The 20806-nt window shown below is 39.9% G+C and carries 26 protein-coding genes and 1 riboswitch; of the genes, 12 read left to right on the plus strand and 14 right to left on the minus strand.

What is annotated here, in order from left to right:
* Window positions 1–6: 6 nt before the first annotated feature.
* The gene (locus tag ACQ86K_RS13760; RefSeq protein WP_256337378.1) at window positions 7–1266 is read right to left on the minus strand and encodes a class A beta-lactamase-related serine hydrolase; all 1260 of its coding nucleotides are present in this window, start codon (window positions 1264–1266) and stop codon (window positions 7–9) included.
* 42 nt (window positions 1267–1308) lie between these two features.
* Window positions 1309–1501: riboswitch (cobalamin riboswitch) on the plus strand.
* A 120-nt stretch (window positions 1502–1621) separates the two neighbouring features.
* On the opposite strand from ACQ86K_RS13760, the gene ACQ86K_RS13765 reads away from it, so the two are divergent.
* The 5 genes from ACQ86K_RS13765 to ACQ86K_RS13785 all read left to right on the plus strand — a co-directional run bounded on the left by ACQ86K_RS13765 (window position 1622) and on the right by ACQ86K_RS13785 (window position 5738).
* Window positions 1622–2128 carry a TonB-dependent receptor gene (locus tag ACQ86K_RS13765; protein WP_431200560.1) on the plus strand — a complete coding sequence of 169 codons (507 nt, stop codon included), beginning with the start codon at window positions 1622–1624 and terminating at the stop codon, window positions 2126–2128.
* The gene (locus ACQ86K_RS13770; RefSeq protein ID WP_431200561.1) at window positions 2125–3573 is read left to right on the plus strand and encodes a TonB-dependent receptor plug domain-containing protein; all 1449 of its coding nucleotides are present in this window, start codon (window positions 2125–2127) and stop codon (window positions 3571–3573) included. The genes ACQ86K_RS13765 and ACQ86K_RS13770 overlap by 4 nt, the downstream gene beginning before the upstream one ends.
* A 51-nt stretch (window positions 3574–3624) precedes the next feature.
* Window positions 3625–4197, plus strand: coding sequence for a DUF6580 family putative transport protein (locus ACQ86K_RS13775; RefSeq protein WP_091164698.1), 573 nt, complete (start codon window positions 3625–3627; stop codon window positions 4195–4197).
* Window positions 4198–4282: 85 nt separating this feature from the next.
* Window positions 4283–4969, plus strand: coding sequence for an SIR2 family NAD-dependent protein deacylase (locus tag ACQ86K_RS13780; RefSeq protein ID WP_091164694.1), 687 nt, complete (start codon window positions 4283–4285; stop codon window positions 4967–4969).
* 55 nt (window positions 4970–5024) lie between these two features.
* A complete protein-coding gene (locus ACQ86K_RS13785) occupies window positions 5025–5738 on the plus strand; it encodes a diphthine--ammonia ligase (protein ID WP_091164690.1) in 714 nt (237 codons plus the stop codon).
* Window positions 5739–5964: 226 nt separating this feature from the next.
* Here ACQ86K_RS13785 and ACQ86K_RS13790 read toward each other — a convergent pair whose 3' ends face one another.
* Complete coding sequence (locus ACQ86K_RS13790) at window positions 5965–6213, minus strand: hypothetical protein (RefSeq protein WP_091164687.1); 249 nt, start codon at window positions 6211–6213, stop codon at window positions 5965–5967.
* 7 nt (window positions 6214–6220) lie between these two features.
* On the minus strand, window positions 6221–6922 hold the full coding sequence (locus ACQ86K_RS13795; protein WP_091164683.1) for a DUF3291 domain-containing protein: 702 nt from the start codon (window positions 6920–6922) through the stop codon (window positions 6221–6223).
* A gap of 74 nt (window positions 6923–6996) precedes the next feature.
* Between ACQ86K_RS13795 and ACQ86K_RS13800 the strand changes: the two genes are divergently transcribed.
* The 6 genes from ACQ86K_RS13800 to ACQ86K_RS13825 are packed head-to-tail and all read left to right on the plus strand — an operon-like array spanning window position 6997 to window position 11805.
* Window positions 6997–7473, plus strand: a complete 477-nt coding sequence (locus ACQ86K_RS13800) for a GAF domain-containing protein (protein WP_091164677.1) — start codon at window positions 6997–6999, stop codon at window positions 7471–7473.
* Window positions 7473–8123 (plus strand): alpha/beta hydrolase, encoded by a 651-nt coding sequence (locus ACQ86K_RS13805; RefSeq protein WP_091164673.1) that lies wholly within the window; start codon window positions 7473–7475, stop codon window positions 8121–8123. Before ACQ86K_RS13800 ends, ACQ86K_RS13805 begins: the two co-directional genes overlap by 1 nt.
* Window positions 8120–8719 (plus strand): DNA-3-methyladenine glycosylase, encoded by a 600-nt coding sequence (locus ACQ86K_RS13810; protein ID WP_431200562.1) that lies wholly within the window; start codon window positions 8120–8122, stop codon window positions 8717–8719. The genes ACQ86K_RS13805 and ACQ86K_RS13810 overlap by 4 nt, the downstream gene beginning before the upstream one ends.
* Window positions 8720–8744: 25 nt before the next feature.
* The gene (gene kynU, locus ACQ86K_RS13815) at window positions 8745–10028 is read left to right on the plus strand and encodes a kynureninase (RefSeq protein WP_091164662.1); all 1284 of its coding nucleotides are present in this window, start codon (window positions 8745–8747) and stop codon (window positions 10026–10028) included.
* A 14-nt stretch (window positions 10029–10042) separates the two neighbouring features.
* On the plus strand, window positions 10043–10897 hold the full coding sequence (locus ACQ86K_RS13820) for a bestrophin family protein (RefSeq protein WP_091164659.1): 855 nt from the start codon (window positions 10043–10045) through the stop codon (window positions 10895–10897).
* 5 nt (window positions 10898–10902) lie between these two features.
* Window positions 10903–11805, plus strand: a complete 903-nt coding sequence (locus tag ACQ86K_RS13825) for a histone deacetylase family protein (protein ID WP_091164656.1) — start codon at window positions 10903–10905, stop codon at window positions 11803–11805.
* Here the strand turns inward: ACQ86K_RS13825 and ACQ86K_RS13830 are convergent.
* The 5 genes from ACQ86K_RS13830 to ACQ86K_RS13850 all read right to left on the minus strand — a co-directional run bounded on the left by ACQ86K_RS13830 (window position 11802) and on the right by ACQ86K_RS13850 (window position 14825).
* The gene (locus ACQ86K_RS13830) at window positions 11802–13184 is read right to left on the minus strand and encodes an MATE family efflux transporter (RefSeq protein WP_091164653.1); all 1383 of its coding nucleotides are present in this window, start codon (window positions 13182–13184) and stop codon (window positions 11802–11804) included. The two genes, ACQ86K_RS13825 and ACQ86K_RS13830, sit on opposite strands and share 4 nt — an antisense overlap.
* Before the next feature lie 52 nt (window positions 13185–13236).
* Window positions 13237–13473: a hypothetical protein gene (locus tag ACQ86K_RS13835; protein ID WP_431200563.1), complete on the minus strand. Its 237-nt coding sequence runs from the start codon at window positions 13471–13473 to the stop codon at window positions 13237–13239.
* 104 nt (window positions 13474–13577) lie between these two features.
* The gene (locus ACQ86K_RS13840; RefSeq protein ID WP_431200564.1) at window positions 13578–13868 is read right to left on the minus strand and encodes an AlbA family DNA-binding domain-containing protein; all 291 of its coding nucleotides are present in this window, start codon (window positions 13866–13868) and stop codon (window positions 13578–13580) included.
* Window positions 13869–13881: 13 nt separating this feature from the next.
* On the minus strand, window positions 13882–14292 hold the full coding sequence (locus ACQ86K_RS13845) for a GNAT family N-acetyltransferase (RefSeq protein WP_431200851.1): 411 nt from the start codon (window positions 14290–14292) through the stop codon (window positions 13882–13884).
* 56 nt (window positions 14293–14348) lie between these two features.
* Window positions 14349–14825, minus strand: coding sequence for a DUF4442 domain-containing protein (locus tag ACQ86K_RS13850; RefSeq protein ID WP_091164644.1), 477 nt, complete (start codon window positions 14823–14825; stop codon window positions 14349–14351).
* Window positions 14826–14999: 174 nt separating this feature from the next.
* Between ACQ86K_RS13850 and ACQ86K_RS13855 the strand changes: the two genes are divergently transcribed.
* Window positions 15000–15233, plus strand: coding sequence for a hypothetical protein (locus ACQ86K_RS13855; protein WP_431200565.1), 234 nt, complete (start codon window positions 15000–15002; stop codon window positions 15231–15233).
* 38 nt (window positions 15234–15271) lie between these two features.
* Here ACQ86K_RS13855 and ACQ86K_RS13860 read toward each other — a convergent pair whose 3' ends face one another.
* The 6 genes from ACQ86K_RS13860 to ACQ86K_RS13885 all read right to left on the minus strand — a co-directional run bounded on the left by ACQ86K_RS13860 (window position 15272) and on the right by ACQ86K_RS13885 (window position 20806).
* A complete protein-coding gene (locus ACQ86K_RS13860) occupies window positions 15272–16066 on the minus strand; it encodes an SDR family NAD(P)-dependent oxidoreductase (protein WP_091164639.1) in 795 nt (264 codons plus the stop codon).
* Window positions 16067–16174: 108 nt separating this feature from the next.
* The gene (locus ACQ86K_RS13865) at window positions 16175–16924 is read right to left on the minus strand and encodes a phytanoyl-CoA dioxygenase family protein (RefSeq protein ID WP_431200566.1); all 750 of its coding nucleotides are present in this window, start codon (window positions 16922–16924) and stop codon (window positions 16175–16177) included.
* A gap of 62 nt (window positions 16925–16986) precedes the next feature.
* On the minus strand, window positions 16987–17907 hold the full coding sequence (locus ACQ86K_RS13870; protein ID WP_431200567.1) for a GNAT family N-acetyltransferase: 921 nt from the start codon (window positions 17905–17907) through the stop codon (window positions 16987–16989).
* A 348-nt stretch (window positions 17908–18255) separates the two neighbouring features.
* Window positions 18256–19116 carry a glycosyltransferase family 2 protein gene (locus ACQ86K_RS13875; protein WP_431200568.1) on the minus strand — a complete coding sequence of 287 codons (861 nt, stop codon included), beginning with the start codon at window positions 19114–19116 and terminating at the stop codon, window positions 18256–18258.
* A gap of 426 nt (window positions 19117–19542) precedes the next feature.
* Window positions 19543–20328: a tetratricopeptide repeat protein gene (locus tag ACQ86K_RS13880; protein ID WP_431200569.1), complete on the minus strand. Its 786-nt coding sequence runs from the start codon at window positions 20326–20328 to the stop codon at window positions 19543–19545.
* A 43-nt stretch (window positions 20329–20371) separates the two neighbouring features.
* Window positions 20372–20806, minus strand: a complete 435-nt coding sequence (locus tag ACQ86K_RS13885) for a hypothetical protein (RefSeq protein ID WP_431200570.1) — start codon at window positions 20804–20806, stop codon at window positions 20372–20374.

A 20806-nucleotide genomic window follows, 5' to 3' on the forward strand; every position in this document is an offset into this window, starting at 1 on the left:
TGAATTTTATTGCTTTTGACTATAGTTAAATTTAAATTTAGTTAAATCGGGTAGATGCTTTTTGGGACGTTTTAACTCATATTGATATATTACCTGGCCAAGGTTTTTCAGGAAAGGCAGGCATACAGTGGCGTACTCATATTTATTATCATTCAGTACGCCATCTTCGTTTGACTGTACAACAGCACTGAGTATAAACTCTACCTTATTTTTGAAATCTACGATATAGGCATTATCAATATCATAACCATAACTGTCGCCAACTTTATTGAAAATCCTGATATTGGGGTTAATAGCCGCTGTACTATCCCCGCCATAAAACAAAAACTTACAATAAGCCGGGAAATATTCAGGGCGGTTATAGGTGGGTTTGGTGTTTTCGGTAGGGAAGGTGCTCATGTAACGGTAAATGAAGCGATAATCATCCGCAGTTAAATTGAAGCGTTGTTTTTGAGGAAAAGTTTCCGGAAATAACAATCTTTTAAGTACCATCTGCTGATCGGCGAGGGCATAAACGTTCTTTTCAGAAAAGTCAAGCGGTTTATTCACAAGCCGGTCGCTGCTATCTAAGTAGGCTTTGCCCTGAAGCATGTTTTCCAGGTTCATGGGATAGTTTGAAGCATCATATAGTGTAGGCTTGTGATAAACCAATTTATCGTCGTTGTAAAAATTGATAGGGTTGGTGTGCTGGGTACTTTCTCCCGCATCGCCAATAGCCAGCCTGCCTACAATACGAGTGTTATTAAGGTGATATTTTTTTAGTTTTTGATTGATCTCCGCCCGGCCAACAAATTCGTACAGGCGGTTGTACGCATCGTTATCGCTCACCAGTAAGATTTTTTTAATGTAGTTTTCAATAGATGGGAGACCTGTTGCAGATGATGTGTCCACACGTACCTTGGTTTGGCCGGCAAATGAACTATCTGTAATCATCACCGACTTGGGGTTTAAACCTTGCACCTTCAGCTCATTCAACTTTTCAAGGGCAAATATGGCTGCAGGGAGTTTTACTGTGCTTGCTGGATAAAAATAATGATGCGCATTAACGCGATAACTGTATGAGGTAAAGTGAGGAATATTGTTTCTATCCCTGTCTATCCGGGTGTATAGTATCTGTACTTCATTTTGTGTGGGGTGGTTTAGGATACCTGAAAATAATTCAGGATGTTCATGTAATAAGCCCTTCAGAAAAACGGTATCGGGTTGTTGGGCAAAACCGTTAAGTGTGCTCATGATCAGCAGTAAAATACAGAGATATTTCATCATGATAAATATAGTTATGTAATTTGAGGTTAACGGATACTTATTGTACTTTTGCAGCGCTTTAGGTTTCATTATTTGCTTAATGAATTAAAAGGGAATACGGTGTAAATCCGTAACTGTCCCGCAGCTGTAAGTTCCATAACCGTTGCCAAATCTATAAAGTCACTTTCTGTAAACAGGGGGAAGGCCAGGCAAAAGGGGAGCAAGTCAGAAGACCTGCCAAGGCGTTATATGTTATTCATAGCTTTCGGGGATTGAAGCTTGAATGTGAATGCTCTTCGTTTGGCGTGTTTTCATTTTATTCATTTCCGTGTATGCTATTAAGGCTGCATTATTATTTTACACATATCAATCATACATGGAAAAAAAGTACGCTAAAATTACTTTGGGATTCGGTTTGTTAGCTGTTGGTTTATCTACCTCAGCAGCATATGCACAGGATACCACACGCACACTCAATACGGTAGTAGTAACTGCAAGCCGTTCGCCTAAAAAACTGTCAGACATTGGCCGCGTTGTTACAATAATCTCTGCAGATAAAATCAATAAATCGCAGGGTAAATCATTACCTCAATTATTAAATACGGTTGCCGGTATAACTTTTTCAGGTGCAAATAATGCCCCCGGTATCAGCACATCGGTTTTCCTACGCGGAGCTTCAACTGGCAATACCCTTATCCTGGTTGATGGCTTCCCGGTAAATAACGCATCCGGTATAGACGGCAGCTATGATCTTAATGCCCTTTCGGTGGATTTGATAGATCATATCGAGATTTTGAAAGGAAGTGGTTCAACGCTTTATGGTTCTGATGCTGTAGCAGGCGTTATTAATATCATCACAAAAAAGCTAAACAACAGGGATTGACCGGTGGTTTGCAGTTAACAGGCGGCAGCTATAATACGTTTAAAGAGTCGGCCTCATTAATTGGACAGGTGAAAAATACAGGCATAGCCATTAACCTGTCAAATACCGATTCAAAAGGCTTTGCCGCGGCTACAGATACCACTGGCAAAGGCGATTTTAAGAAAGATGGTTTTCACCAACGTTCGGCCAGTGTGAACCTGAGCCAAAATGTCTCATCTAAATTTATTCTTAATGGAAACCTGCAGGTAAGCCACAACACCGGCGACCTGCCTTATGGTGCTTTTACTAATGATAACGATTACACGTATAAAAACACATTTTTATTTGGTGGCGTAGGTGCAAAACTGATTTTGCCTAAAGGTAACCTCAACGTGAACCTGTCGCAAAATACGGTTCAAAATGATTTCACCAACCTTCCGTCTGACAATGGCGGAACCCACCAGGTTACAAAAAATACAGGACGTATAACCAATGCCGAAGCTGTGTTTAATTATGAATTGAATAAGTATTTTGATATTACCAGCGGCGCGGCCTTTAAATACAGCAACACAAGCCAGTACAGCTTGTATGAGTCGACAGCTTATCCGGGTGTGCCAAGCATTATTAAAGCCGGCGATGCTGCTAATAACATCTTCAGCGCTTATACATCGTTGTTTTTTAAATACGATATCTTTCATATGGAGTTAGGCGGCAGGTACAATAACCATAGCAAATATGGCGATAAGTTTACCTACACCATCAATCCATCTTTATACCTTGCCGATCAGTTTAAAGTTTTCGGTACAATAGCTTCAGCGTTCAGGTCGCCTTCGCTATATCAGTTGTTTTCGCAATATGGCAATCCTAAATTAAATCCCGAGATTACCACATCATACGAAGCAGGTTTTGATTGGGAAATTGTTAAAAATACATTGTCATTCAATACGCAGTTTTTCAAGCGTAATACTAAAGATGTAATTTACTTTTTCTCTGAATCGCAGCCGCCGTACGCTTCTTTCTATAAAAACGGTCAAGAGCAAAAAGATAAAGGCTTTGAAACTGAGTTAAAATATCGCGACAGCAAAATACATGCATCTGCGTATTACGCTTATGTAACAGGTAAACTTACCGATGAAGCCGGAGTTCAAACCAGTAACCTTTACCGCAGGCCTAAGAGCACTTTTGGGGCCAATATCAGCTATGATGTTTTAAGTGATTTCGAGGTAGGCGTTAACTACAAATATACAGGTAGCCGTACCGATCAGGATTTTTCAACTTATCCTTCACGTGTGATCACGTTGAAACATTATAACCTGGTAGATTTGCATCTGGAATACAAGGCAACTAAAAATTTAAATGTTTTTGGTGACTTGAACAACGTTTTGGATACTAAGTACGTAGACTGGTTAGGATATAACACACGCGGTATCAACTTCATGCTTGGCGCCAGGTATCAAATTAAATAGCGTTTGCTTATTATTCGGATTATTAAGTAATTTTACGCCATATATAAAATCATGACCGCAAAAGATAACACCAACCGCAACCTGTTCCTGATCCTGATGATCCTGGTTGCTGCCGCATTCAGGCTTTTAGCATTTAAGTATAAAGAATTGAGTAATTTCAATCCGGTAGGTGCTATTGCATTATTTGGCGGTGCTTATTTTACCTCAAAGTGGAAAGGTTATGCAACAGTGTTGCTTACGCTGTTTTCAACCGATATCATAATCAATTACCTGTATACTTCAAAGTTAACTTTATGGTATGGTGGAGCAGTCTGGGTTTACCTATGCTTTGCATTCATGGTACTTGTTGGTACTATGCTTGAAAGGGTAAATGTTGTTAGTGTGCTTTTAGGCTCAATCGCTACAGTTTTGATTCACTGGTTAATTACTGATCTGCCATGGTTATATGGTACAGCTTATCCGCATACTTTGGCTGGGTATGGCGAGTCATTGGTCAAGGCAATTCCGTTTGAGAAAAATATGGCATTGGGTACATTAGTATTTAGTGCAATACTTTTTGGCGGCTTTGAGTTGGCGAAAAATAAGTACACTTTTTTGCAGGACAAAAAGCAATTGGCTTTATAATATAAAAGCATTTAAATTTAAAGCGGATTGTTGAAAAACGATCCGCTTTTTTTATGGCCTAACCAGCCTTTCTACTTAAATCAAAATGAAAAACATAGTAATATTGACCGGAGCTGGTATCAGTGCTGAAAGTGGCTTAAAAACATTCAGGGACAGCGATGGCCTTTGGGAGGGTTACAATATTGAAGATGTAGCCACACCCGAAGCCTGGGAACATAACCCGGTTAGGGTGCAGCAATTTTATAACGAGCGCCGTAAATCTGTATTGGAAGCAAAACCTAATGCGGCCCACTATGCACTTGCTGCGCTCGAAGAAAAGTATACGGTAACCATCATTACTCAAAATATAGATGACCTGCATGAAAGGGCTGGATCAACTAATGTGGTGCATTTGCACGGTATTATTACCCGTTCGCAATCAAGCGTAAAACCCGAGCTTACTTACCCTATTGACGGCTGGGAAATTAAAATGGGCGAGCTTTGTGAATTAGGCTCGCAATTGCGTGCACATGTAGTGTGGTTTGGCGAGCCTGTGCCAATGATAGAACATGCAGCTGCGATATGTGTAGGGGCTGATGTATTTATGCTTGTCGGTTCGTCCCTTGCTGTTTATCCGGCCGCAGGACTTATCGGCTATGTAGATCGTGAGGTGCCGAAATATATCATCGATCCCAATATCCCTTCGGTAAATGTTAAAGGGCCTGTAATTAAAATCCAGGAAAAAGCTACAGTTGGTGTGCCGGCCCTCGTAAATGAATTGCTGAAAGATTAAAATCATTAATTCATTAATTCTCTAATTCAATAATTAAATAATTAAATAATTAAATATGAAGTGTATCTTCAATTGGAGCGGCGGTAAAGACAGCGCCCTCGCTTTATATCATTGCCTGCAAAATCCGGATCTTGAAATCGCCTATCTTGTAACTACGATCAATGATGCAGCCGACAGGATTTCCATGCATGGTGTAAGGACGGAATTACTGACTAAACAAGCAGAAGCTATCGGCATTCCATTATATCAGATCCGCCTGCCCGAAATGCCGGGCATGCAGGAATATGACGATGTAATGCGATACCATTTAAACCGGTTTAAAAATGAAGGTGTAACCCATTCCGTTTTTGGAGATATATTTTTGCAGGACCTAAAAGATTACCGCGATGCACGGTTAAGCGAGGTTGGGCTCAGAGGTATTTACCCCTTATGGAAAAGGGATACCTCCGAATTGATAAATGAATTTTTGAACCTCGGTTTCGGAACTGTGATAGCCTGTACCCAGCAACGTTTGGAACGCATTGTTGGTAAAGAGATCAGCCGCGAGTTAATTGATGCGTTGCCTGACGATGTTGACGTTTGCGGCGAAAACGGGGAGTTCCACACCTTCACTTTTAAAGGGCCAATATTTAAAAACCCAATTGAATACAAAACAGGTGTGAAAATTTTTAAGGAATACGCCGCGCCGAAAAACGCCAATGATTCCTGCGTTTCTGCTACCGATACCAAACCTTCCGGTTTTTGGTATTGCGACCTGTTATTGGCTTGACCTTTCATTTATTCCATTAAAATCAACGCAGAATAAAATTTTGTTTTATATTATAAAATATTAATTATCAATATATTAAGTTTGTTTTATTAAATATATTATTTATATATGGTGTGAAATAAAGACAAGCATAATTTAAAAAGACTTTATTTTGCCAAATTAAATTCTGTTTAGAATAATACTTGTTTGTAAAAATCTGATTATCAACAGTATTAATGACCTTATTTCAATAGTTGTATCTAAAATAAGCGTCTTTATAATCGTTACGCATGTCGATAAATCGGGCAGCTATCTTTTTTAAAAACTCTTCATCAAGCAACTCAAAAACACTGTTAACCCCCTCGGTTAAATCCATTTCCGGGATCTTGTAACTCTGCTCAAGGGAACCCTGCTCTACCTTTACAATAAACTTATTGTTCATATTCAGGATAGAGATTTTAAAATCGGGATGGGGAAGTTCTGCAATAATTCTCATGTCTGTTTTATTTATTCAATAAACCGTTCAGCGGATCTTTTCCGTAAATGGTGCCAAAGCTCGCGATTGGTTTAAACCGCGCAAAAAGCTCTTCGCTATACCAGCCTTCGCTTCTTGTCTTTTTAATTACTTCGGCATGTTCGGGGCTTTTATATGCAAAAGCTTTGACGTGTTCCAGGCTTTCCCAAACAGAAAATGTAGCTTGTCTGTATACCGGAGCTTCGCCAACGCCAAATGAATTTATATATCCGGGAGCGGATGTCATTATGTTTGCAACGGTATCTACATTAGCCCAGAAATTCTTTAACCTGCTAAGTTTGATTGTTGCGCGTGTGAGTACGGCGACTGGGCCATTAATGTCGCTTGCATCGGGCTTGCCGAATGGCTCTTTTCCATCCCAACTCCCGTGGCTTTGCAGGGGCTGACAAATCATAGTCCAGCTTTCAGTACCTAACAGCTTCCACCAGGATGGGACGAACGACCTGTTATAAAATGCGTCAAAATTTTCCCTGCTATCCCAGCAAGCCAACAAGCCCCATTGTTGCCAGTCGGGTTCAAGGTCAAATGTTCCGTTTTTTCCAGAGCCAAGAAGTTTGTAAAAACTGCATCCTTTTTGCATCAATAGGGGAAGGCGATGAATAGCCATAGCCAACAGGGCAAAAGGAACAAACAGTTTGCGGTAGCGGATTATAGTAAGGCTAACTATCATGTAAATGCTAAATAAAAGATTAAATATGATATTTGCCTTATTTAGTTTCAACGTGGCATCCTTACTTTTACATCATGGCAGAAGATCTAACAATAAATACATCGACCGATAAAGCAGAGCAATACGCAACACTTGTCCCTCAAGTAGAAGCGTTACTTTATGGCGAACCTGACCTCGTTGCTAATATGGCAAACGTAGCGGCAGCCTTAAAAGAGCAGTTTAAATGGTTTTGGGTAGGTTTTTACCTGGTTAAAGAAAACGAATTGGTTTTAGGGCCATTTCAAGGGCCGGTTGCGTGTACCCGTATTGGCTTGGGGAAAGGTGTTTGCGGTACCGCTTGGCAGCAGGCTAAAACTTTGATTGTGCCGGATGTTGATGCATTTCCTGGGCATATTGCCTGTAGCTCACTTTCCCGCTCGGAAATTGTAGTGCCGGTATTTAAAGATAACGAAGTTGTAGCAGTGCTGGATGTGGATAGCGAATTACTTGATCAGTTTAATGAAACCGATGCGCAATATCTTGAACAAATAGTAAAGCTTATTAATTTTTAATGAGCAGGATCTATCTTATTGCCGGTCTCGGTGCTGATACGCGTGTTTACAACAATATTAACCTCAGTGATGAGCATGAGGTAATTACGGTAGACTGGATAGAACCGGCTTTTGTTGATACTTTAACTTCATACTCACAAAAGCTTATTTATCAATACAATATTAAATCAAACTCAGTACTGATCGGCAACTCCTTAGGCGGGATTGTCGCTGTTGAAATAGCGAAGCTCATCCCTGCCGAAAAGGTTATTTTGATTTCCAGTATTAAAACCAGTGATGAGGCGCCATGGTATTTTAAACTCTTTCACGCGCTGCCTGTTTACAAACTTGTCCCGCGAAAAGTATTTAATTTGATGGGTTTTATGATCAAACCTTTGTTTGGTCACATGAGTCAGGAGGATGCCTGGTTATTTAGCAATATGCTCAAAAGATCATCGCCGGTATTTATGAAATGGGCTATGTATGCCATTTTACACTGGAAGAACGAAGTTATCCCGCCAAACCTCTATCACATCACCGGTGATATGGATTTGGTGTTTGATTACAAAAGAATAAAAAACGCCACCATTGTTAAAGGAGGTACACATATCATGATCTTTGACAAGGCAAAAGAGATTAACAAATTATTGAAGGGGATCCTGAAAAAATGAAAATACCTGAAAGTTATTACCTGGGTAACGATGTTGTAAGTATCAGTAAAGATCTGTTAGGTAAGTATTTATTTACTTGCATTGATGGTATAACAACAGGAGGATATATTGTTGAAACAGAAGCTTATAACGGTGTAATAGATAAAGCTTCTCACGCTTTTGGTAATCGACTTACCCCCGGACTAAAACCATGTTCATGCAGGGGGATTGCATATGTTTATCTCTGTTATGGTATTCATGAAATGTTTAATATCGTTACCTCAAGCGATGGGCATCCGCAGGCAATTCTTATCCGGGCTATTCAGCCTACCGAAGGAATTGAAGCAATGCAGGTACGGCGCAACATGCCGGTTCTTAAGCCAACCATAACTGCCGGGCCCGGTTCGGTAGCCAGAGCTTTAGGCATTTCGCGCATTATCAATGCGTTTAGTTTGCAGGGCGATACGATCTGGCTTGAAGACCGAGGCCTTCACTTTCCGGATAATCAGATAAAAACCGGCCCACGAATAGGAGTGGCTTACGCTGCTGAAGATGCCTTGCTGCCTTATCGTTTCTATGTAAAAGGCAATATTTACGTGAGCAAGCCCAACAAATAAGCTTCCTATTTTGTATTATTGGCGAATGAACTATCAAAACGATCTGGCGTTTGCCCGGCGGCAGGATGAGCAGGATTCATTAAAAAATTTCCGAAGTCGTTTTTTAATTCCCCAGCACAATGGTGAAGACGCGGTTTACCTTTGCGGTAACTCGCTTGGCTTGCAACCGGTTTCCGCGCAACAATATTTAGCCGATCAATTAAACACCTGGAAAAACCTTGCTGTTGAAGGTTGGTTTCAGGGAGATGATCCCTGGCTTGATTATCACAAATCTATTACCGGCTCAATTGCCGGCCTTGTAGGCGCGCAGGAAAATGAAGTTACCATAATGAACTCACTTACAGTAAATCTTCATTTATTGATGGTAAGTTTTTATAAACCAGATAATAAGCGTTTTAAAATTCTCATGGAGGGAGGGGCTTTCCCTTCTGATCAATATGCAATGGAAAGCCAGGTGAGATTCCACGGTCTCGATCCTAAGGATACAATAATTGAGATTTTCCCGCGGGACGGGGAAGTTACATTACGTACCGAAGATATCCTCAAAACTATCGATGAAAATAAAGAAGAGCTTGCTTTAGTGTTGTTTGGTGGGATCAATTACTACACCGGGCAGTTTTTTGATCTGAAAGCAATTACGGATGCTACCCACGCCGCAGGCGCCTATGCCGGTTTTGACCTGGCCCATGCTGCGGGGAATGTTCCCTTGCAGTTGCACGATTGGGGCGCTGATTTTGCCTGCTGGTGTTCGTACAAATACATGAACTCCGGACCGGGCGGTATAAGCGGCATTTTTGTGCATGAAAAACATTTTGCCGATAAGGAATTGAACAGATTTGCGGGTTGGTGGGGATATCGTCGTGATAAGCAGTTTTTGATGGCCCCGGGCTTTGACCCGGAAGTTGGGGCAGCCGGCTGGCAGATAAGCACCAGTCCAATTCCGCTCCTCGCTTTATTTAAAGCTTCTATGGCTATTTTTGATGATGCGGGCGGGTTAGATACCCTTCGTCAAAAAAGCATTCATTTAACGGGATATTTGGAGTTTTTGATTCAGGGCATTAATAAAGAGCAGGGTGAAGTGATCTATAAGATCATCACACCCGCCGATCCAGTTGCCCGCGGCTGCCAGCTTTCGGTGGTATGTAAACGAAATGCCAAAGCTATTTTCAACTACCTTGCGCAAAATGGCGTAATAGGAGACTGGCGCGAACCGGACGTGATCCGCCTGAGCCCTGTACCGCTTTACAATACATTTGAGGATGTTTACCAAGCAGCCAGGTTGATGGCTGATGCATTAAAAGCTGTTTAAATTTTCAGAGTTATATGGTTTATTACAATCCCAAAGAGTGGTTTTCATTCATTTTTAAAATAAACAAGGCCGAAACGCTGCGCGAGTTATTTCCACTTATGCTTGCCGTAGGTGCATATGCAGGTGTTGTTACTTATTTCCTGATTGATTTCTGGCAGCTACCCGATACAAGCATACTTAAGAAGGTAATTTTTATTCATCAAACAATAGGTTTTGTATTCTCCTTATTACTGGCATTTCGTATCAACTCTGCTTATGACCGCTGGTGGGAAGGGCGTAAGATCTGGGGAAGCCTGGTTAACAATAGCCGCAATCTCGCTATTAAATTAAAACACCTTATTGGTGAAGATGAACTGGCTTTTTTCAATTACGCTATTCCCCGTTATGCAAGGGCCCTGAGAGATCATTTGCGAGATGAATATATTCCGGAGGAGCAGTCGTTCATCAGTGTCGATGCACAAAAACATGTACCCAACCAGGTAGCTTCTGAAATGATTAAAAACATTTACAGGTTAAATAAAGAAGGCGCTATCAACCCGGAGCAGTTGTTTAGCATAACAGCTGAAATTACTTCTTTTACAGATATTTGCGGTGCATGTGAACGAATTAAGAAAACGCCTATTCCGTTTTCGTATAATGTTTTTATCAAGAAATTTATTTTTACGTATATCATGACCCTGCCGTTTACCTGGGCCTTTGATCTCAAATATTTTATTATTCCGATAATCTGCTTTGTACTTTTTGTTTTTGCGAGTATTGAGTTATTAGCTGAAGAAATTGAGGATCCTTTTGGTCGGGATGCTAATGATTTACCGTTGGATAGCATTTGCGACAATATTCAAAAACATGTTGGAGAGTTGATAGGATAGAAGGTATGCTCAAAATAGCTTACGATCCGATATATGCCCATCCGCTGCCCGAAGGGCATCGCTTTCCTATGCTGAAGTATGAACTGATCCCGGGCCAGTTATTATATGAAGGCGTGATAGGCAGGAATAATCTGTTTTCGCCGGGGCTGCTGGAAGAAAATATCATTACCCGTACCCATGATGAAAATTACTGGCACCAGCTTCGAGACCTCACGCTTTCACCGAAGGAACAACGCCGCACGGGTTTTCCTTTATCGGCGCAATTGGTTGAACGGGAGATCAGGATAGCAAAAGGCACAATTGATGGCTGCCGGTACGCTTTTGACGATGGTGTCGCGTTCAATGTTGCAGGCGGTACACATCATGCAGGCAGTAACTGGGGCGAAGGTTTCTGCTTGTTAAATGACCAAGCTATTGCAGCTAATTATTTATTGGACAATAAATTAGCTACATCTATTTTAATAATTGATTTAGATGTGCATCAAGGCAACGGCACAGCTGAGATCTTTAAAAATGAGTTCAGGGTATTCACTTTCTCAATGCATGGGGCTAACAATTTCCCATACAGAAAGGAGTACTCTGATCTGGATATCCCTTTACAAGACGGCGTAAGTGATGGCGAGTTTCTCGACATACTTAAAACAACGCTGCCGCGATTGGTTGAGCAACATAAGCCCGATTTTATCTTTTACCTTTCCGGTGTTGATATTTTGGCTACTGATAAGCTGGGTAAGCTTGCATTAAGTAAAGACGCATGTAAAGCCCGCGATCAGTTTGTTTTTGAACAATGCATCAAACACAATGTCCCGGTGCAGGTAAGTATGGGAGGAGGGTATTCACCACAAATTAAAGATATTGTAGAAGCGCACTGTAATACGTTCAAGGCGGCTATCGACCTCTATTTTTAATCCTTTGCTATTACTGGTATTACCGGCTTTTGCTTACGGCTTTTGCTAAGCAGGTTAAACCGTGCAAATAAAAGTACCGAGGCAGTCCCGAGGCCCAGCACAAGGCCATACCAAACCCCATAAACCCCAAGGTTTAATTTAATACCAAGCAGGTAACCAACAGGCAAACCAATTATCCAGTACGCCAGAAAAGTAATAACGGTTGGGATATTTACATCGCCCATGCCCCTTAGTACACCAAGCCCAACAACCTGTGCGCCATCAAACAGCTGGAAAAATGCTGCAATTATAAGTAACTGTGATGCAATAGTTATTACTTCTTTATCCGAAGTAATAATCCATGGTAAAAGATGCCTGCCTAAAGCAAATACTACCGCTGTAAACGTCATGAAAAGCAATACAATGTGATAATTGGATATAGCCGCAAGCCTTAAATTACGATGATCGCTTACACCAAAATAGTTACCCGATTTAATTGCTGCAGCCGCACCAATGCCGCTTGCCATCATATAAGTCATGGATGCCATAGTTATAGTAACCTGGTGTGCAGCCTGCGCAACTACGCCGATGGTGCCAACCAATAATGCAGCGCCGCCAAAGGCGCTGATCTCAAATGTGTACTGCATTGCCACAGGCGCACCGATTTTCATGATCTGGATACCTCGAAGCCTATCGATATTCTTAATGGCAAAATCTGTTAAATAAGTTTTAAAATTTTTTGAACGGAAAACATAGATACCCATAACAGTTGCCATTAAGCAACGATCAATCAGTGTACTGTAGCCAACACTTCTGATACCCATTGGTTGGATGCCAAACAGGCCCTTAACAAAAATTATCCCGAACAAAATATTAATAAGGTTACCCCATATAGATATCATCATAGCTTGCTTGGTGAAACCCAACCCTTCTGCAAATTGCTTAAACGTATTAAAAATAAGCAGGGGTATTAGGGACAAGCTAAGCAAAAATAAATATGGCTTAGCCTCTTTTACAACCGCTGGCGACTGGTCAAGATGGCCGATAAGTAACATGGTGCCAAAGTAAATTCCGCAAAACAGGATAATTCCGCTCAGCATATTCAGGAATAAACTATTGGATAATAACAGACCGCATTCTTTATGATTTTTTCGGCCATTATTTTGGGCGATAAGTGGCGTTAAACCATAAGATATCCCCATACCAATCACCAGCGGAACCATGAACAGACTGTTTACGGTTGATACCGCGGCCAAAGAAACAGTGCCCGCAAAATGCCCCACAATGATGGTATCAGACATTTGAACGAGCGTATGCCCTACGTTTGATATAATTACCGGGATAGCCAACTTAAGGCTTTCAAGATAATAAGGTTTGTATTTTTGGTAAACGGCTCTCATAATTACTCAGACAACAGGAGCGTAAAAGTAACCATTCGGGTACACACAAAAGTCAGCAGGCTGTATAATATTCTTCCTTTTCGGTTGTGTTGATTTTGATCAGGCCTGATAATATCAGGTCAACAAGTACATTCTGAGCACGCCGGCGCCCAACTTTAAGCAGTTCACTGCATTCTTTTATGGTAATGCGGCCAGCTTTTTCCAAATGGCCAAGCAAGGTACTTTCGTTTTCAGAATACTCAATTAAAACACCCTGATCATTTGACGAACGTTTTAAAACTTCCAGCACAATTTTACTGGCTAATACGCTTTTATCTTTAACGCGTACGTAAGCCCACCATTTACCATCCTCGGCGAGAGCATAATGAGGCTTTAGCTCGCTTGAGGTTATCTCTACAACGAGTACCAGTTTATCATCAAAATATACCTCTTCAAAAACAGGTTCAAGCGCCGGCCTCGAAAAAAATGAGCTGCCTTTGTTATCATGTACCTTTCCTCATCGTCTGATTTTACACCTTTTATTGTGCCGTCATCAGTAACCCCAATAAGTAATTTACCACCTTTGTTGTTAGCGAATGATACCATTGTCCGGGCTATTTTTTCGCAACTGGTTATCGTTTTTTTAAAATCGACAGTAACGCCTTCACCTTCAAAAATCAGCTTCTTAACGTTTGTTTTGTTCATAGCCTTTCGATTATTATTGGGGCTTAATATATGGTGTAAAAATTTCCATCCAAGTTTCAGGGCGTGAGATGGGTGAAAAGCCAAACTGGCTGTATAAGTTGTGTGCGTCCTTTGTAGCTAAAGACCACCTTCTTAAGCCTTTCAGGTCGGGATGCTTGACAATGGTTTGTACCAGCCATTTGGAAAGGCCTATGCCTCGGTAGCCGGGTAAAATAAATACGTCGCAGATATAGGCAAACGTAGCATTATCAGAAACAACGCGCGCAAAACCCACCTGCTCATTCTTGAGATAGATACCAAAACACATGGAGTTTTCAATTGCCCTGGCTAATTTTTGACGCGGGATGCCTTTTGCCCAGTACGATTCATTATTCAGATAATCATAAATAACATCAACGTTAAGTAGGTTTTTATCGGTTGAGATTTTGAAGCCTTTTTTTCAAACGCTTCGTCATTCATAATTACAGTCATCAGTATAAGTTATATTGTAGTATCAGTAAAGTTTAAGTTTCGAACATATACCTCAATCATGAGGGATACGCATATTTCGCCATCTTTATTGTAAATGTCAATAGGGAACGAGCGAATAAATTTCCCAGCTGTATTTAAAACATGCTCTGCTTCGGCTATATCACTGTCTGATAGCTCGATATCAAAAAATAAATTTGTTGCTGCCGGCCTTGCGTATTTTACCGTTGCCGATTTCGACCAAACAGTAAGTTTATAACCTTTATGGCTAAATATTTGATAAAACAGGATAGGGTAAAAGGGATCTGCGGCCGAGAAAAGCGTGCCGCCAAAAATTGAGTTATTGTAGTTTTTATTAAGAAAACTCTTCCTGACTTTTACCTTTACACCGCGATAGCCTTTGCTGAATTTAACTACCCAGATACGCTGGAAAAGGAGAGGAGGGTAGAAGCGCATTACCCACTTTAATAATCCTTCGGATACCACCATAGCGCTTAAAGATCAGAAAAAATTAAACAATAAGTGGCAAATGTGAATCAAACAGGCGTATGTTTAAAAATAAAAAGATAATAAAATCCAGAATTACCGGTAAACAATACGGTTAAAGCTTCGTTAATAGTATGGTTCATCATAAATTGATCATTTAATCAAAAGCAAATAACTATGAAAAAGCAATTTTTAAGTTTTGCACTTGTCGCGGCAATGATCGGCGCTATTGCAACCAGCTGTAGCTCGGAAAAAAAGCAGGCGATGGCTCTGACAGTACAAAAATGGATTCAACAAGTCAAAGTGCACCTGCACCGGCGGCTACTGACACAGCTAAGACCGACACGAGCAAAAAAGACACTACAAAACATTAGAAATTTAAAACGCATAAAAAATCCCGGTCAGGCGTAATACCTGGCCGGGATTTTTTATGCGTTTTCCCTTAAGTTTTAGAATGCTGTTTTTATAACCCCGCCATCAGCGCGTAAAGTTGCGCCATTAGTTGCTGCCGATAGCGGACTGGCAATATAGGTAACCATGTTTGCAATTTCCTCTGTAGTAATAAAGCGTTTTATTAATGAAGTGCCACGCACATTAGTAAAAAAATCTTTTTCTACCTCAGTATTACTCAAACCCTGATCTTTCGCCAAAGCCTCAATAAAATCGCCCACACCTTCAGATAAAGTTGGCCCGGGCAAAACAGTATTTACAGTGACACCTGTGCTTTTAGTAAGTTCAGCCAAACCACGTGCAACTGCAATTTGAGCAGTTTTGGTTGTACCATAATGGATCATTTCTTCGGGGATCTGATATGCAGATTCACTGGAGATAAATATAATACGGCCCCAATTTTTACTGATCATTTTATCAAAATAGGCTCTTGACAACCTTACCCCGCTTAGTACATTGACCTCAAAAAACTTCAGCCAGTCGGCATCAGTAATTTCGGTAAATGGTTTAGGTTCAAAAATGCCTACGTTGTTTACCAAAATATCAACTTCCGGCAGTTGCGCTGTTAGCGCTCCAACTTGCGCAATATTTGAAAAATCAGCAGCAATGCCTTTAATTTTATGGTTACCGGTTTCGGTAATCAGCTTTTTTACAACTTCGTCAACCTTGGTTTGGTTTCGGCCATTTACATATACCGTGGCGCCCTCGTTGGCTAATGATTTTGCAATAGCATAGCCAATTCCGGCTGTTGATCCGGTTACAAGAGCTGTTTTATCATTAAGTTTAAGATCCATGATTTAAATTTTTGTTTTAATAACACAAGTGTAGCCTTGTTGTTAGTTTAAGGCAGATTTTAAAATCAAAGATTAAATAGCATTGACAATAGATGCCAAATTTTGAATTTAGCCCTGACCGGGCTGGTACATTCTTTTTTCAACAGGCTGATAATATTCGTTTAAGTTTTCCGGCACCCGGGATTTATAACCCAAAACTTGCCTCAGGTCATCACTTAATCCTTCGCCAAATTCATATCCCAAAAATCTTGGATAATCAAGCTGTTGTTTAAAAAAGGGCTTAGTAAAAGCCATGGTTAATGTCCGCCTTGTTGCATCAGTATAATTTTTACCAGCCGCATGCCACAAATTGGAGTCAAACAAGATAATGCTGCCTCTTTTTGTATTGGCACGATCTGCATTTTTGTAAAAGAAATCACTCTCCGGTTTTTCATCGCTTTTATGCGAGCCTGACAAAAAATAAGTTGACCCGTTTTCAAGAGTAAAATCATCTAATATTATCATCATTTGAATCATTACTTTAAAATCGCCGGTAAAACTTCTTATATCCCGATGGATGTTTTGAACATATGGTTTTTCATCTTTTAAATTAATGACCGCGCCCAGCGAATTTATAATGTAATTTCCTTTCAAGAAATGCATTATCTGATCTGCACAATATTTTCGTTCAAGAAACTTTAGTGAAAATCTTTCCCGTTCAACAAGGTGATGTAACGTTCCGTTCATGTTATCGCCTATGCCATTTGCAATTTGAATTTTACGCCTGATATCGTATGCAGGTATCAATGAATCTGTTATTTCATCAACGAATTTATCGTCCAGAGCATTTTCATATATAATCCATCCATATTCATCCATTACCCGGTCGAATACGGCAAGGTCAGCATCGGAATAGTTAAACTTATTTTTCATTTCTGTATTTAATTAAGGTTTTCAATTGTGGTGGTTTCTGGTTCGGAGGTAGTTGACTGTGTTTTTCTGTTAGGATGACGATATAATGGAAAGAATTTAATTTCAGGATTGGGATCCACACCCGATTTTAAAACAAGCTCGTTATATGCAAGCTCATCATTGATATAGCACCAGATCCGGTCTTTTACCTGTAAGTTGGAGAAAAGCTTTTTGAAATTAAAAAGTGAGTCTTCCTTTCCACCTACGCCACCCCCAAGGTGAAAGATCTTTTTTCCTAATCTTCTTCCAATCATGCTTATTTCATCTGTTAATAATTTACTCGGAGAGATACTCAGGTAATCTGGCGACGTGGCCGAAAGATGATTCCGAACAATGTTATCAGACAATAAAATGAGCGCTCCGCACATAAGGTTAGGCCCATTGTATATTAAAATAAGTTTGTTTTTCATGTACTCTTCATTAAGAAGGTTGATGAAATGCTGGACATCAAAATAGTAATTGGATGAAGCTTTCAACCGATCCATGTTTTTATAATACATTTCTGCAAAATGCTCAATTTCCTGAATTGTATCTGCCTCTTTAATAACAAAGCCCATTTTTCGCAGGCTTCTTATCTGCCGACCAAGTCTTTTGTCATAGCCATTCCGTTGTTCTTCTTCAGACATTGAAAGATCAACGTACAGCGTTGTGCCGTTATCTTTAATACCGCCAATATTCTCCAACAAATGATGCTGGTTGAGAAACGGATGTAATCTTGAAAAGATACAAATGGCCAATTCTTCTTTCATAAAACCTGTAAATGCAACCTTAAATTGTGTAGTTATTGCGGTTGGCAAGTTTTCAAGGGATATGTTGGATAAAGGCCCTGAATAGCCATACACACAAGTCATGTCGAAGTATTCGGAACCTTCAATTTTCCTCTTGATCACGGGTAATGCTATAAAAACTGCATCTTCTTCATAAACAAATAAAAGCGGTTCGCCTTCATTATTTAAAGAGTGATAATACCAGGTATGAAATCCCTCGTGCGCATATGACCGGTTTATATATCTCGTCCCAATCTTTTCTATTACGTATGGTGAAACTTCGATAGCTCATAAGTGGTTTTAATTACGTATTTAATTATTGATTATATGCCCGAGGGTAGGCATGGGGGTGCTTGTTAGTCAATAATACGAGGCAGTTTATGCCTCAAAAAAATGAAAATACTTATCCACGTACCTCGGTTGGGTGCAGGTTGATCATAATACAGCAGGAAGGAAAAACTGGAATAAAGTTTAAAGCAGGTATTTTACAGTATCAAAAGCTTTACGTAACCGAAACCGGCCCAATTCAAATGGCATATATCTTTTAAGATACAACAGCAGCAGCATTTTCTTTTGCATTCCGCGATAGCGAAAACGCCTGATGATGAGATTAAAATCACTGATAACCATTTCCATCCGGGCATCATTTCTTATCATGCTCCAAATGCCGCCAACATGATTGCGATAGCAACTCATAACCTCAGGCATTACATATATTTTGCGCCCGGTGTTGAATGTGGCAAAGATTTTAAAGAATTTATCGGCTGCATAGCAACTCGTATACCATGGCTCCTGAAACAATTCATGTACTTCAGGAATGTTATGATAAACAACAGTTGCTGTTTTAGTTTCTGCCTGCCGGCCAACTAATAAATCTTGATAAGTATACTCAAGCGGCACAGGATTTGGCTCGATATTCAGGGTATTATTGTTGATATCAATTACCCTTGTGTAGTGGCAGCAAATAATATAGTCCGGGTTATTTTCCAGGAAATTGACTTGCTTTTGCAACTTTTGAGGACTTGTCCAAAAGTCATCGCCGTCACAAAGAGCAATATATTTTCCTTCACATGCTTTTATGGTATTAATTGTATTTAAATGAGCACCGCGGTTTTTTTCCGGGTAAATTATCTTGATTTTATCCGGGTATTTTTCTTTGTATGATCTCAATATCTCAGTTGTGCCGTCGGTTGAACAATCATCGCCAACAACAATCTCGTACCTAAAATTAGTTTCCTGCATCAGGAAACTTTCGATAGCTTGACTGATAAAATCTTTATGATTATAAGTTGTACAGCAAACGCTAACCATCAAGTTCTGATCTGTTATCATATAAAGAGTAAAATTTATTTTTGGGGGTCGTGCAATGCTTCGCCATATGACTCACATTATTTAATCGAAAAAGTCTATTGTGTTAAATAGCTTTTAATTTTCAATTGAGTTCGATCAAAAAAATGAATAATTCCGAGCCGGCTAATACAGCATTTTTGCTATGTCAAATATATTTATTCCGCATCCAATAGCAACTTGCAGCGTTTTATTGACTCTCAAATTGTAAACTACTTTTCATTTAGTTTACATTCATGTGAATGGCTGTAAATATCAGGTGTGCATCCGTGCAATTCGGCATAAGTTTGGATACTACCGATATTAAAAATCGCTCTATAAATAATTCCTATAATTAACATTATGTTAAATAACAATATAAAAAGGAAAGGTCTTTTTCAAGACCCTTCCTTTTTATATTGTTTTATCTAATTATTGATTGGCTGGTAAAGCATCAATCTGGGCTTTTAATTTTGAGGCATTCGCATCATCTTTAACACCTAAATAATAGGTTCTTAAATTTTGTAATGCGTCAATCGATTTTGGCTGAAGTTCAACAGCTTTTACCAAATATGGTTTCGCTTGTTCAAACTGAGCTTTAGCTTTGGCAATAGCAGCATCGTATTCTTTTTGTTTGTTAGCAGGCAATTTATTAGCAGCATTATAAGCGTCAATGGCTGGGTTAAGTATTACATAGCCGTAGTTTAAATTAGCTTCAAAATAATTAGGATCAATTTCTAAAGCTTTCTTATACATTTCGCCAGCTTTAACATAAGCCTCTGCTTTTGAGGCTTGCAGTTTCGCTTTTGCAGCAGCATCTTTAGTTGCACCCGCTTCTTTTGCGTAATTATCGGCTGTTTGTGAATAAGTTAACCCTGCATAGTAATACAAAGTTTTGTTTTTAGGATCATTGGCTAAAGCTGCCTGGATCTTATCTGTAACTTCTTTTTCTTTTCCTGTTTGCAGGCTAATTTCGATTTCGCGTTTACGCAGGTCGCTGTTTGTAGGATATTTAGTTACACCCTCAGATACTGCTTTGAGAGCTCCTGCAGTATCTTTGCTGGCGAGATATAATGAAGAAAGATCAAGGTAAACCCCGGCATTTTTTGAATATTTTGTAGTTACCAGTTTACTGTAGTTTGAAATCGCCGCCGGATAATTTTTTCCGTTTGCAGCTGCAAGACCGGTGTAATAAATGGCATTGGTATCTTCAGGCAATACGGTACGGTAAAAATCAAATGATTTGTAAGCAAGGTCATATTTACCTGACAGAATATTCTTTTACACCTTTAGTCAATTGATATTGAGCCAGGTTTAAGTATGCCTCATCAATCATTTTTTTATTTTCGCCTTTGGTGTCAGCTTCTTTAGCTTTTTTCAAGGCTTCCTCGGCTGTGGTAAACAATGGTAATGAAGTAGCAGGTACAGTATCCTGAACAGCTAACGCTGAATAAATTGAACCTTTTACAGCGTAAGTAAGCGGCAAAGTAGCGGTTTTTTCATTGGCTGAAGCTTTGTCAATTGATTCTTTTGCGGTAGTGAGGCTTTTGCCTGCCATTGCTGCCATTGCCGGCTGGCCCCTTAAGCCCGAATATTTTTCATATTCTTCTTTTGCGGTATTTAACTCGCCTTTTTGTGCAAAAGCTGTTGCTGAAACCAAGCCTAACAGGCCCGCCATCAAAAGTTTGATTTTCAT

The organism is Mucilaginibacter sp. P19 (genome assembly GCF_050632265.1).
Taxonomy (GTDB): Bacteria; Bacteroidota; Bacteroidia; order Sphingobacteriales; family Sphingobacteriaceae; genus Mucilaginibacter; species Mucilaginibacter gossypii.